An 11,663-nucleotide genomic window follows, 5' to 3' on the forward strand; every position below is an offset into this window, starting at 1 on the left:
GGGCGTCGCGCCCGGCGCCGAGCCGGGCCTCGGCGAGACCACCGACGCGCACGTCGTGGCCGAGGGCGGTGGGCAGCCCGAGCCGCGTCACCGCCAGGTCCCGCAGCGGTACGTCCCGGAAGCCCACGTTCGCCGACCAGACCGCGACCCCGCGTGCCTCGTCCACCACTCCGGGGACGGCGATGCCGATCGCGACCGGGGTGAGGCCGTCGGCTCGGGCCTTGCCGATCAGCCCGTCGGCCACGTCGAGGATGGTGTCGATCACGGCGGCCGGGCCGCGCGCGGCGTCGGTGGGGTGCCGCTCGGTGCGTACGGCGACGCCGTCCGGCCGGACCAGGGCGCACTTCATGCCGGTGCCGCCGACGTCCAGCGCCACGACCACCCGGTCGTCGCTCACCGCACCGCTCACGGTGCAGGCTCGGTTCGCGACTGCGGGGCTCGCAACCCCGGCTCACTCCTCGCGCTCACGCCAGCACCACGGACCGGCTGAGGTGTCGGGGCGCGTCCGGGTCGAGGCCCCGGCTGGTCGCCAGCGCGACCGCGAAGCGCTGGGCCAGGATCAGGTCGGCCATCGGGTCCACCGGCGTACGACCGGCAGACCAACTGCCGAGCACCGTGCGCCAGCCGTGCGTACGGCTGTGCACGAAGGCCGCGCCGGTGGCGGCCACGTCCTCGGGCAGCCCGTCGGGCAGCTCGCCGAACGCCCAGACGAGCCGGCCGGGCGCGGCGATCGAGATGGGGCCGTGTCGGTAGTCCATCGCCGGGTACGCCTCGGCCCAGAAGGTGGCCGCCTCGCGGCACTTCAGGGCGGCCTCCTGGGCGAGGCCGACCGTCCAGCCCCGACCGAGGAAGGTGGCCTGCCCGATGGTGGCCGGGTCGATCGGCAGCGGGGAGCGCACCGCCACCTCGGCGTCGGCGGCGAGCGCGGTCACCGGGTCGCCGAGGTGCGCCCGGAGCAGGGCAAGCGCGGTCGTCGCGAAACGGGTCTGCACCACCGACCGCTCGTCGGCGAACGGCATGGTCACCGCGGCGGTGGCCAGGTCGACCGCCGGCGCGGCCGGGTCGCCGACGATGACGGTGGTGGGTGTACGCCCGCGCAGCGCGGCGAGCAGATCCAGCACCTCGGTGGTGGTGCCGGAGCGGGTGATCGCGATCAGCCGGTCGTAGTGGCGGCCGGCGGGGAACTCGGACGCCTGGAACGCGTCGGTCTCGCCCTGGCCGGCCTGCTCGCGGCGGGCGGCGTACGCCATCGCCATGAACCACGACGTGCCGCAACCGACGACGGCGACCCGCTCGCCGGGGCGGGGAAGGTCGCCGCGCACGACGCGGGACAGCTCGGCGGCCTCCCGCCAGCAGTCGGGCTGGCTCGCGATCTCCGCGTCCACGTACGCCATGGGAAACTCCTCGCCGGGCCGACCTGTCTGCGCAATACGGCTCGTTACACCCGTATTTCGCGCGTTATTCTGCGCGAAGCGGGGTGGCCGTGGCAACCGACCGGCCGATCGCGCAGAACAGCTTTTGCGCCAGGCTAGTTTCGCGCACTAGTGTGCACGCAATCAATCACCGATCGTGCAGTCACTGGGAGGGCCCCCGAGGTGGACCGGTACGCCAGATGGAACGCCCTGCTGGAGATGCTGACCGACAACGGCCGGGTCAGCGTCGAGGCGGCCGCCGAGCGGCTGGACGTCTCCCAGGCCACCATCCGGCGCGACTTCGACCAGCTCGCCCAGCAGCAGATGATCACCAGGACCCGGGGCGGCGCGGTCGCCAACGGCGTCTCGTACGACCTGCCGCTGCGCTACAAGACGGCCAAGCACTCGGCCGAGAAGCAGCGGATCGGCGCCGCCGCCGCGGCGCTCGTCACGCCCGGCACCGTGGTCGGCCTGAACGGCGGCACCACCAGCACGGAGGTGGCCCGGGCCCTCGCCGTGCGGCCGGACCTGAACACCAGCGCCGAGGGTGCCCAGCTCACCGTGGTGACCAACGCGCTGAACATCGCCAACGAGCTGCTCGTGCGGTCGCGGATGAAGGTGGTGGTGGCCGGCGGGGTGGTGCGCCCGAAGTCGTTCGAGCTGGTCGGCCCGCTGGGCGGTGCGCTGCTGCGTGAGGTCACCCTGGATGTCGCGTTGCTCGGCGTGGACGCGATCGACCCGCAGCTCGGCGCCGCCGCCCACCACGAGGGTGAGGCGGCCATGAACAACCTGATGGTGGCCCGCGCGAAGCGGGTCGTGATAATCGCGGACTCGTCCAAGTTGGGCGGTCATGCCTTCGCCCGGATCTGCCCGGTCGAGCGGGTCGAGACGCTGGTGACCGACTCCGGGGCGGACCCGGAGGTGGTGGACGCCTTCCGGGCGGCCGGCGTGCAGGTCGTCTGCGCCTGATCGGTAACTCTCCGTCGGTAAAACGCATCGATCGGCGTGTCGATGCATACCGGGTATTGCGCGGCGCTGCATACCGCGTATGGTGTCGGCTGTCACGCCCACCATCGGGGGAGGTGCAGCTTGCCAGCTGTCCTGGAGATCGAAGGTCTACGTAAGACGTACAAGAGTCGTCGACGCGGCACCCGCAACGCGCTCGACGGCTTCGACATGCGGGTCGACGCGGGGCAGGTGCACGGCTTCCTGGGCCCCAACGGGTCCGGCAAGACCACCACGCTGCGTACGCTGCTCGGCCTCATCCGGCCCGACGGCGGCCGGATGACGCTGCTCGGGCACGAGGTTCCCGCCGCGCTGCCCACCGTCGCCGGCCACGTCGGCGCCATCGTGGAGAGCCCGCAGTTCTTCCCGCATTTCTCGGCACGGGACACGCTGTCCCTGCTGGCCGGGGCCGGCGAGGTGCCCGCCACGCGGGTCGACGAGGTGCTGGAGCTGGTCGGGCTGCGCGACCGCGCGGGCGAGCGCGTCAAGACGTACTCGCTGGGCATGAAGCAGCGGCTCGCCGTCGCGTCCGCCCTGCTGAAGAACCCGACGCTGCTCATCCTCGACGAGCCTGCCAACGGCCTCGACCCGGGCGGCATCCGGGAGATGCGCACGCTGATGCGGACACTCGCCGAATCCGGGATGACCGTGCTGCTGTCCAGCCACATCCTCGGCGAGATCCAGCTGATCTGCGACTCGGTCACCATCATCTCGCTCGGCCGCCGGGTCGCCTTCGGCCCGGTCGACGAGGTGCTCGCCCAGCACTCGTCCGGCGCGGTCCGGGTCCGCCTGGAGGCGGTCAGCGACCTGCCGACGGCCGCCGAGGCCCTCACCCGGGCCGGGGTCAAGGTCGCCGGGCACCCGGACCACCTGATGCTGACCGGCGTCGACAAGCCGGCCACGGTGACCCGGCTGCTCGCCGAGCACAACCTGTACGTCAGCGAGCTGGCCCCGATCGCGGTCGATCTGGAGAGCGTCTTCCTCGAACTGACCGCCACCGCGCCGGTCCCCGGCCAGCACCGCCAGGTCGACGAGTCCATGAAGGTTGGTGGGACGGGTCAGCCCGGCGCCACCGCGGGAGGGTGGGGCGCGTGAGCCTCTTTCGGACGGAGCTGCGCCGGCTGGCCAAGCGGCGCTTCACCCGCTACATGACGCTGCTCGGCCTGCTGGTGCTGGCCGCGGTCGTGGTCGGTGTCTTCTTCACCAACCAGAAGATCGACGCCGGTCAGCTCGCCAAGGCCGAGCGTCAGGCCGACCAGCAGTACCAGGAGCAGATCCGCTGGAGCGAGCAGGAGCGGGTCAACTGCGAGCAGGCCAAGACGGCCGGCACGCCGAACGACGGCGGCCGCTACCCCGACGACTGCTCGATGATCACGCCGCCGTCGCGGGACCAGATCCAGGCGGAGTGGTTCCTGCCCTCGACGTTCAATTTCCGCAAGACGTTCGACGAGACGCTGGTCCCGTTCGCGGCGATCCTCGCCCTGGTCGGGTTCGTCGTCGGCGCCTCCTTCGTCGGCGCCGAGTGGAGCACCGGCGGCATGATGAACCTGCTGCTCTGGCGGCCGAAGCGGCTTACCGTACTGCTCACCAAGCTGGCCGCGCTGCTCACCGGCATCCTGGCGGTGACGCTGCCCGCCGCGGTGCTGTGGTTCGCCGGGTTCTGGGCGGTGGCCAGCTTCCGGGGCAGCACCGAGAAGATGACCTCGGGCGCCTGGCAGTCGTTCGCCCTGACCGGGGTACGCGGCGTGGCACTGGTGCTGGTGCTCACCACCATCGGCTTCGCGCTGGCCTCGCTGGGCCGGCACACCGCGATGGCCCTCGGTGGTGTCGTGGCGCTCATGGTGGTCGGCCAGTTCGGCCTGGGCATCCTCCTGTCGATGGCCAGCGTGAAGTTCGCCGAGGCGTGGCTGCTGCCCACGTACGCGCTGGCCTGGATGACCAAGAAGGTGACACTGCAGGACTGGAACGCCTGCAACGCCACCTACTCCGGGGAGTGCAAGCCGGACACCATGGACATCACCTGGCAGCAGTCCTCCGTACTGTTCTCGATCGGGCTCGTGGTGATCCTCGGAGCGGCGCTCTGGACGATGCGTCGACGCGACATCTCCTGATCGACGCCAGGGAGTCAACGGCGCGGCCGGCCCCACCGTCGGGTGTTTCCGACGTACGGAGCCGGCCGTGCCGGCTGCTGCGACAGTGGTCGGCCCTGGCTAGGCTGAACGTCATGCCCGCCGACGCCGCCCCGACCGCTCCCGAGCCGTCCACCGACGCTCGTCCGGGCGCGACGGCCGGCGGTGTCGCGCCGAGCGTCCCGACCCCCCGGCCGGCGCCGCCCGTCGAGAGCACCGACGACGCCACGCCGGCCGACGCCGAACCGCCGGACGACGAGACGGCCGCCGAACCGGCCGCGCCCCCCGCGGGCCTGACCACACGCGAACGGGCCATCCTCGCCTTCGAGCAGCAGTGGTGGCGGCACGCCGGCGCCAAGGAGCAGGCCGTGCGGGACACCTTCGGCGTCTCCTCGACCCGGTACTACCAACTGCTCAACGGGCTGCTGGACAATCCGGCGGCGCTCGCCGCCGACCCCGTGCTGATCGGCCGGCTCCGCCGGCTGCGCTCGTCGCGCGCCCGCAACCGCCGTCGCTGACCCCGCCGGCCCTACTTCTTCTCGTACCCCTGCAGGCCGTTGCCGATGGCGAAGAACGTCGGTGCCCACTCGCCGATGAAGATGCCCCACCGGTCCGCGCGTGCCACACCCGCCCGCTCCAGGTGCCTGGAGAGGAACCAGCTGGTGAACGACAGGCCGATGCTGGCGAAGCCGGCCATGTACATGTGTTCCGCCTTGAGCCCCGATTCGTGCAACCGCTTCAACATCTGCGATCCCCCTGTCGCGACGGACGACCCCGACTCGCGTTCCCACCTGCGGAAGCGCAACTCGAAGGCCAGACGTTGTCACGCTACCGCCGGGCCGCCGCCGGCGAACCGGGTTGCCGCGATACCGGATACGGCAGGAATGCAGCCGGGGCGGAGGGGTACGCGGGTTATCGTCCCGGTCGACGTCACGCGGGCCACGGGCCGATGGAGGGAGCAGGCTATGAGGGGTGCCATGCCGAGGCGGCCACGCCGGTGATGCGGGTACGCTCCGCGTCCGCGCCGGCCCCGGGCCGGTCGGTCAACGAGGACCTGGTCTTCCAGTTCGGCCCGCTGGTCGGTGTCCTGGACGGCGCGACCGTGCCGGACGGCTTCGACACCGGCTGCGTCCATGGGCCGGAGTGGTACGTCCGACACCTGGCCGCCCGGCTCGGTGTGGCCGAGGCGGCCCGTCCGGCGGCCCGCCTGACGAGCAACCTGGCCGCGGCCATCCTCGCCGTGCGCGCCGATCACGGTGGGCAGTGCGACCTCGATCATCCGGGCACCCCGTCCAGCACCGTCTGCCTGCTGCGCGACTGCGGCGACCAGGTGGACTACCTGGTCCTCTGCGACAGCCCGTTGGTGCTGGACGTCGGCGGGCAGGTCAGCGTGGTGAACGACGACCGGCTGGACACGGCGATGGCCGACCTGCGGCAGACGGTCGCGACCGTGCCGGCCGGCGCGGCGGACCCGGTCACGCGGTTCCGGCACGCGGTGAGCGTCCAACGGGAGCGGATGAACCGCACCCACGGCTACTGGGTCGCTGCCGCCGACCCGGACGCGGCCTTCCACGCGGTGACCGGGACAGCGCTCCGGCAAGGCCCGGCGGCCCTGCGCCGGGCCGCGCTGCTCAGCGACGGCGCGTCCAGCGCGGTCGAGCAGTTCGGGCTGACCGACTGGGCGGGCCTGCTGGACCTGCTCAGCGTCGAGGGGCCGGCCGCGCTGCTGGTTCGGGTCCGGGACGCTGAGCGCGATCATCCCGACCGGCTGCGCCGGCACAAGCCCACCGACGACGCCTCGGTGGTGTTCTGCGAGTTCGGATCGGTCGGGCCGTCGGCCAGATGACGACGGAGCGTGAGGAGAAACACCCTGACCGCCCGACCGGCCGGTACCGGTAGCCGGACCGCCAGTGGATGTCCAATGGGGTGGACTTCGGCCGATGAGGCCGGCAGACTGCGGCACGTGGCGGGTGCGGTCCGGCTGGAGCCGGTGGACGAGCGGAATCTGGAGCCATTGCTCTCCGTAGCGGCTGCCGAGGCCGAGCCAGGCGAGGTGATGCCTCCGGTCGAGGCTCCCGCTGGCTGGTCGCTCGCCCGCCGGGAGGCGTTCCGTGAGTTCCACCGGGCGAGCTTCGCCGGCCTGGACGGCCCGACCGGCTCACAGATGTACGCGATCCTCGTCGGCGGCGAGGTGGTGGGCATGATCCGGATGACGCGCTGTGACGAGCCGGGCACTGTGGAGACCGGAATGTGGCTCGGCCTCTCGGCGCGCGGGCAGGGAGTCGGCGCGGCCGCCCTGCGGGAACTGCTCAACCTCGCCGCCCGCGCCGGTATGCGAGCCGTGGTCGCCGACACGACGTCGGACAATGTCGGCGCGGTCGCCGTTCTCGAAAAATGCGGTGCGAAACTGCGCGAGGACGGCGGAAAGGTGCACGCCGAAATCTGCCTCGATTCGACGCCTCCCGCTCTCTGAATCGGCTCTACCCCTTTGTCTTTCTTGGCGTATCACCTGCTCAGGATCGTCTGAACGTCCTGTCCGTGTCGTTGGGCGTCGTTCTTCCGAATGTCTCTGCGCAGTGCCGACGGAAATTGTCGCAGCGGTTTCGTGGCAATTCCCCCGGGTACTGCCCGCCGGGTCCGCAGATACGGGACGTCTGATCGAGGGCGTGGCGCGCGCTATTCCCCGGTAGCCCTTCTCCGGCCCCCGCGCGGCAGACGTCCCGGACCCACCGGGGAGCGAGGGAGACCTGATGAAGACCGGAACACGAATCGGGCTGGCAGTGGGCTTCGGCTACCTGCTGGGCCGTCGCCGCAAACTGCGTACCGCGCTGACTCTGGCCGCGGCGGTGGCCGCCGGCCGGGCGAGCCGCGACCCGGGCGGTCTGCTGAAACGGGGTGGTGACCTCCTGCAGTCGTCCCCGCAGCTGAGCAACCTGAGTCGGCTCGGCGGGCCGCTGGTCAACGCCGGTCGATCCGCCGCGACCGCCGCGGCCGGCAGCGGCGTCGACGCGCTCACCGGCCGGCTGCGCGGCTCCGCCGACGCGCTGCGCCGCCGCACCGGCGACCAGAGCGGCAACAGCAGCGGCGACGGCAACCGCAGCGGCGACGGCAACCAGGGCGGCAACGGCAACCAGAGCGCCGATCGCGGCGCGACGAGCGACCGGAACGACGCGGCCGGGCAGCGACGGGGGCGGTGACCATGGCGGGAGACACCAGTCCGGGCGGCCTCGGCGACAAGCTCCGGGGCCAGTTGGCCGACGAGGTGCGCAACCTGGCCGGGGCGATCGGCGACCGGGCGATGAGCGTGGTGACGGAGCGGATCACCGGCGCGACCGGCCGCCTGAGCGAGTACGCGCGCCAGGGCGGAGGGCCGGGCCTGATCGCCGCCGCCACCGGCGCGCAGAAGCTGGCCGAGGGCGGCTCACCGGTGAAGGCGATGGTGCATGCCGGGGTGGCCGGCGGTAAGGAGAAGGTGATGTCGGCTCTCGGCCGCGTGGGCGGCAAGGGCGGTAAGGGCGGCAAGAAGCAGAAGGTCACCAACATCGTCGAGACGATCGAGGTCGGTGTCCCGGTGCGGGCCGCGTACAACCAGTGGACGCAGTTCGGCGACTTCCCGAGCTTCATGAAGAAGGTCGAGCAGGCGGAGAACGACTCGGCCGAGAAGATGACCTGGAAGGCGCAGGTCTTCTGGTCGCACCGGACGTGGGAGTCGACGATCATCCGCCAGGTGCCGGACCGGCTCATCCACTGGCGCTCGAAGGGCGAGAAGGGCTCGGTCGACGGCACCGTCAGCTTCCACGAGATCACCCCCGATCTGACCCGCATCCTGGTGGTGCTGGAGTACCACCCGCAGGGCCTCTTCGAGCACACCGGCAACCTGTGGCGGGCCCAGGGCCGGCGGGTACGGCTGGAGTTGAAGCACTTCGTCCGGCACGTCATGACCGAGGTGGCGCTCGACCCGGATCAGGTCCAGGGCTGGCGCGGCGAGATCCGCGACTCCCAGGTGGTCAAGGACCACGAGACCGGTCTGCGCGAGGAGCGGGAGCGGCGGGAGCGCGGCCGGGAACGGGGCGGCGAGGCCCCGACCGAGCCGGAGGACGAGGAGTATGCCGAGGAGGAACCGCCCGAGGAGGAGCCGCGCCGCCGGCCCGGCGGGCGGCTGCGTCAGCCGCCACCCCGGCGACCGGCCGAGCCGGAGTACGACGAGGAGTACGAGGCGTACGAGGACGGCTACGACGAGGGGTACGCGGACGAGCCCGATGAGGAGCCGCCACCACCACCCCGTCGTCGTGCCCCGGAGCGGGCCCGCCGACCTCAGCCACGCGAGGAGCCGCAGCGGCCCCGGCCGCCGGTCCGCCGGGGAGCGGAGCCGCCGCGCCGACCCGTGGTGCGCCGCCGCCGGGAGGAGGGCGAGTGACGCTCGCCTCCGGCGGTGACGCCGTCGGCGGAGCCCTGGAACGTGTGGGCTCCGCCGGCGGGCTCGCCGACGTCGTGGAGACGGTGCTCGACAAGGGCATCGTGATCGACGCGCAGGTGACGGTCGGGGTCATCGGGATCCCCCTCGTGGAGATCAACGCCCGGGTGACGGTGGCGAGCATCGAGACGTACCTGCGGTTCGCCGAGGCGGTCGACCGGCTCGACCTCGCCCTGGATGAGGGCGAAGGGCTGGCCGGCCTCGTCGGTGGTGTCACCGGCGCGGTCCGGGACGTCACCGGTTCGGTGCGGGGGCTCACCGACGACGCCACCGGCACCGTGCGGGACCTCGGGAGGAGCTGACATGGCGGACGAGACCGGACTGTTCATCTACGGGCTGGTGCCGGCGGACGTGGAGGCGACGCCCGACGCGGCGGGGGTGGGTGACCCGCCCGGCGAGGTGACCGTCATCCGGCACGGTGACCTCGCGGCCCTGGTCAGCGAGGTGCCGCTGGACGCGCCGCTGGGCCGGGCGGCGGACCTGCGGGCGTACCAGGAACTGCTGGACGGGACGGCGGTCGTGGCGCCGGTGCTGCCGGTGCGGTTCGGCACCGTCGTCACCGGCCCGGACGCGGCGCTCGACCTGATCCGGCCGCACCACGACCGGTTCGCCGCGGCGCTCGCCGAGTTCGAGGGCCGGGTGCAGTACGTGGTGCAGGGCCGCTTCGAGGAGCGGGCGTTGCTGCGCGCCATTCTCGACGAGAATCCGACCGCCGCCGGGCTCGCCGACCAGGTGCGGGGGCGTGCCGAGGCGGTCAGCCGGGAGCCCCGCATCCGGCTGGGGGAGCTGATCAGCCAGGCCGTCGAGTTGCGCCGCGAGGCGGAGAACCGGCGGCTGCTCGACGTCACGGCCGAGTACGTGGTCTCCACGCAACTGCGCCCGCCCACCCACGAGATGGACGCGGCCCACGCGGCCCTGCTGGTGGACACCGACCGGGAGGACGCCCTCATCGAGGTGCTCCAGGCGTACGCGCAGGACCGTCGGGGCCTGCTGCGGCTGCGGCTGCTCGGGCCGCTCGCCCCGTACGACTTCGTCGACGCCCACCAGTTGGCGGGCTGACGGTGGACCTGCTCTGGGCGCTGCTGACCCTGCCGTACGCCCCGGTGCGCGGGTTGACCGCCGTGGTCAAGGTGGTGGCCCGGGAGGCCGAGTCGCGTCAGCGCAACCCGGTCAACGTCCGGCGCGAGCTGGAGGAGTTGGACGCCGCCGTGGCGGCCGGCGAGCTCAGCGCCGATGCCGTGGTCGAGGCCCTCGCCCGACAGGGTCCGGTGGTGCCGGCCCGACTCGCCACAGTGCACACCGACGACGGGCGGGTCGCCGCGTCGCTCGCGGCCCGGCGGGCCGAGCTGTTCGCCACGCTGGCCCGATTGACCGGGCGCGGCGAGTGGGGCGTCAAGGGCTACCTGGTGCCGGGGGCGCCCGTGCCGAGCGTCGCCGGGGCGGGCAGCGGCGGGGTGGGGACGGCGTACCTGCGCCGCAGGCGTGCCCAGTTGACCGCCCGCGAGGAACACCAGCAGGTGGCGAGCGCCGCCGCGGACGCCGTGCACGTCGCCCTGTGCGAGGTGGCCGTGGCGGGCCGCCGGCACGCCCCACAGGACCGGCGGCTCTCCGGCGTGCCCACACCGATGGCGCTCAACGGTGCGTACCTCGTCGACACCGCGACGCTGCCTTGCTTCACCGACCTGGTCGGCTCGTTGGGTTCCCGTCATCCGGGCCTCCGGCTGGAGCTGACCGGGCCGTGGCCGGCGTACTCCTTCGTGGCGGAACGGCCGGAGCCCGCCGGCGCCGGTCGGGGGTCGCGGTGACCGCCGCCCTCGCGCCGAGCAGCGCGGACGGTCCGCTGGCCTACCGGCCGGTCGCCCTGGTCGACCTCCTCGACCGGGTGCTCGCCACCGGCGTGGTGATCAGCGGCGACATCACGTTGTCCATCGCCGACGTCGACCTGGTCCGGATCTCGTTGCGGGCGCTGGTCGCGTCGGTCGGCGCGCTGGCACTACCGGAGGACGTCGGATGACCGGCCGGGACGACGCGGGCGAGTTGGCCGCCGCGCTCGGCGCGCAGTCGTGGCAGCCACCCCGGGTCACGCCGCTGGACCGCCGGATCGCGGTGGACCGCGACTCGGTCGAGCGGGGGCTGGCCAGCCTGGTGCTCACCGTCGTCGAGCTGCTGCGCCAGCTCATGGAGCGGCAGGCGCTGCGCCGGGTCGACCTCGGCGACCTCACCGGGGAGCAGGTCGAGCGCATCGGAGTCACCCTGATGGCGTTGGAGGAGCAGATGGTGGGGCTGCGTGAGCACTTCGGTCTGGCCCCGGAGGACCTGAACCTGGACCTCGGCCCGCTCGGCCCGCTCCTCCCCACGGACTGACCCGTACCGGACGGTGAGGAACACCGCCTGTCGTCGAGTGGATCTCTCCACTGAGGAATGTGCCGCTCTGGTAACGCGCCGGGTACGACAAAAGGTTGGGTGGGGCGCTCAGTCCCGGCCGGCGGCGTACGCGGCGAGCCAGGCGACCTGGGCCGGGTCGAGCGACGGCCGGACCCGTTCCCGGGCGACCGCCACGTGCGCGGCGGTGACCGTGGCGGCGGCCAGGGATTCCCGCATCGCCGCGTACGCCGCCGGCCGGGACTGAGCGCCCCACCCAAC

At 72.7% G+C, this 11,663-nt stretch carries 15 protein-coding genes and 1 pseudogene; 13 read left to right on the forward strand and 3 right to left on the reverse strand.

The window, feature by feature from the left end:
* Together AB0J68_RS15815 and AB0J68_RS15820 are read right to left on the reverse strand one after the other, a co-directional pair.
* A partial coding sequence (locus tag AB0J68_RS15815; protein ID WP_363939085.1) for an ROK family protein occupies positions 1-349 on the reverse strand: 349 nt, incomplete at its 3' end.
* 115 nt (positions 350-464) lie between these two features.
* Positions 465-1,394 carry a sugar isomerase gene (locus AB0J68_RS15820; protein WP_355135685.1) on the reverse strand — a complete coding sequence of 310 codons (930 nt, stop codon included), beginning with the start codon at positions 1,392-1,394 and terminating at the stop codon, positions 465-467.
* A 201-nt stretch (positions 1,395-1,595) separates the two neighbouring features.
* Between AB0J68_RS15820 and AB0J68_RS15825 the strand changes: the two genes are divergently transcribed.
* From AB0J68_RS15825 to AB0J68_RS15840, 4 genes are all read left to right on the forward strand, one after another.
* A complete protein-coding gene (locus AB0J68_RS15825) occupies positions 1,596-2,381 on the forward strand; it encodes a DeoR/GlpR family DNA-binding transcription regulator (RefSeq protein WP_007465896.1) in 786 nt (261 codons plus the stop codon).
* 120 nt (positions 2,382-2,501) lie between these two features.
* Complete coding sequence (locus tag AB0J68_RS15830) at positions 2,502-3,512, forward strand: ATP-binding cassette domain-containing protein (RefSeq protein WP_363939077.1); 1,011 nt, start codon at positions 2,502-2,504, stop codon at positions 3,510-3,512.
* On the forward strand, positions 3,509-4,528 hold the full coding sequence (locus tag AB0J68_RS15835) for an ABC transporter permease subunit (protein WP_363939078.1): 1,020 nt from the start codon (positions 3,509-3,511) through the stop codon (positions 4,526-4,528). The genes AB0J68_RS15830 and AB0J68_RS15835 overlap by 4 nt, the downstream gene beginning before the upstream one ends.
* A gap of 113 nt (positions 4,529-4,641) precedes the next feature.
* Entirely contained in the window at positions 4,642-5,064 is a 423-nt protein-coding gene (locus tag AB0J68_RS15840) for a DUF3263 domain-containing protein (RefSeq protein WP_354858068.1), read from the forward strand.
* Between the two features lie 11 nt (positions 5,065-5,075).
* On the opposite strand, the gene AB0J68_RS15845 is transcribed toward AB0J68_RS15840, so the two are convergent.
* On the reverse strand, positions 5,076-5,291 hold the full coding sequence (locus AB0J68_RS15845; protein ID WP_234583345.1) for a hypothetical protein: 216 nt from the start codon (positions 5,289-5,291) through the stop codon (positions 5,076-5,078).
* 255 nt (positions 5,292-5,546) lie between these two features.
* Between AB0J68_RS15845 and AB0J68_RS15850 the strand changes: the two genes are divergently transcribed.
* The 9 genes and pseudogenes from AB0J68_RS15850 (at position 5,547) to AB0J68_RS15890 (ending at position 11,384) form a co-directional block, all read left to right on the forward strand.
* Complete coding sequence (locus AB0J68_RS15850; protein WP_363939080.1) at positions 5,547-6,392, forward strand: hypothetical protein; 846 nt, start codon at positions 5,547-5,549, stop codon at positions 6,390-6,392.
* Between the two features lie 117 nt (positions 6,393-6,509).
* Positions 6,510-7,019, forward strand: a complete 510-nt coding sequence (locus AB0J68_RS15855; protein WP_354858066.1) for a GNAT family N-acetyltransferase — start codon at positions 6,510-6,512, stop codon at positions 7,017-7,019.
* A 277-nt stretch (positions 7,020-7,296) separates the two neighbouring features.
* The gene (locus AB0J68_RS15860) at positions 7,297-7,743 is read left to right on the forward strand and encodes a hypothetical protein (protein WP_363939082.1); all 447 of its coding nucleotides are present in this window, start codon (positions 7,297-7,299) and stop codon (positions 7,741-7,743) included.
* A gap of 2 nt (positions 7,744-7,745) precedes the next feature.
* Positions 7,746-8,963, forward strand: coding sequence for an SRPBCC family protein (locus tag AB0J68_RS15865; RefSeq protein ID WP_363939087.1), 1,218 nt, complete (start codon positions 7,746-7,748; stop codon positions 8,961-8,963).
* Positions 8,960-9,175: pseudogene (gene gvpJ / locus AB0J68_RS15870) on the forward strand (gas vesicle protein GvpJ); the annotation flags it as partial. The gene AB0J68_RS15865 and the pseudogene gvpJ, both read left to right, overlap by 4 nt.
* Before the next feature lie 148 nt (positions 9,176-9,323).
* Positions 9,324-10,079, forward strand: a complete 756-nt coding sequence (locus AB0J68_RS15875) for a GvpL/GvpF family gas vesicle protein (protein ID WP_363939083.1) — start codon at positions 9,324-9,326, stop codon at positions 10,077-10,079.
* Positions 10,080-10,081: 2 nt separating this feature from the next.
* Positions 10,082-10,825: a GvpL/GvpF family gas vesicle protein gene (locus AB0J68_RS15880; RefSeq protein ID WP_363939084.1), complete on the forward strand. Its 744-nt coding sequence runs from the start codon at positions 10,082-10,084 to the stop codon at positions 10,823-10,825.
* Positions 10,822-11,034, forward strand: a complete 213-nt coding sequence (locus AB0J68_RS15885; protein ID WP_354858054.1) for a gas vesicle protein — start codon at positions 10,822-10,824, stop codon at positions 11,032-11,034. Before AB0J68_RS15880 ends, AB0J68_RS15885 begins: the two co-directional genes overlap by 4 nt.
* Positions 11,031-11,384: a gas vesicle protein K gene (locus tag AB0J68_RS15890; RefSeq protein WP_354858052.1), complete on the forward strand. Its 354-nt coding sequence runs from the start codon at positions 11,031-11,033 to the stop codon at positions 11,382-11,384. Before AB0J68_RS15885 ends, AB0J68_RS15890 begins: the two co-directional genes overlap by 4 nt.
* Positions 11,385-11,663 lie beyond the last annotated feature (279 nt).

This window comes from Micromonospora sp. NPDC049580 (assembly GCF_040675595.1).
In the GTDB taxonomy this organism is placed as follows: Bacteria; Actinomycetota; Actinomycetes; order Mycobacteriales; family Micromonosporaceae; genus Micromonospora.

Coding starts and splice junctions, on each gene's coding strand:
- AB0J68_RS15820 (WP_355135685.1), bottom strand. CDS start 1,394: ATGGCGTACGTGGACGCGGAGATCGCGAGCCAGCCCGACTGCTGGCGG.
- AB0J68_RS15840 (WP_354858068.1), top strand. CDS start 4,642: ATGCCCGCCGACGCCGCCCCGACCGCTCCCGAGCCGTCCACCGACGCT.
- AB0J68_RS15845 (WP_234583345.1), bottom strand. CDS start 5,291: ATGTTGAAGCGGTTGCACGAATCGGGGCTCAAGGCGGAACACATGTAC.
- AB0J68_RS15850 (WP_363939080.1), top strand. CDS start 5,547: ATGCGGGTACGCTCCGCGTCCGCGCCGGCCCCGGGCCGGTCGGTCAAC.
- AB0J68_RS15860 (WP_363939082.1), top strand. CDS start 7,297: ATGAAGACCGGAACACGAATCGGGCTGGCAGTGGGCTTCGGCTACCTG.
- AB0J68_RS15865 (WP_363939087.1), top strand. CDS start 7,746: ATGGCGGGAGACACCAGTCCGGGCGGCCTCGGCGACAAGCTCCGGGGC.
- AB0J68_RS15875 (WP_363939083.1), top strand. CDS start 9,324: ATGGCGGACGAGACCGGACTGTTCATCTACGGGCTGGTGCCGGCGGAC.
- AB0J68_RS15890 (WP_354858052.1), top strand. CDS start 11,031: ATGACCGGCCGGGACGACGCGGGCGAGTTGGCCGCCGCGCTCGGCGCG.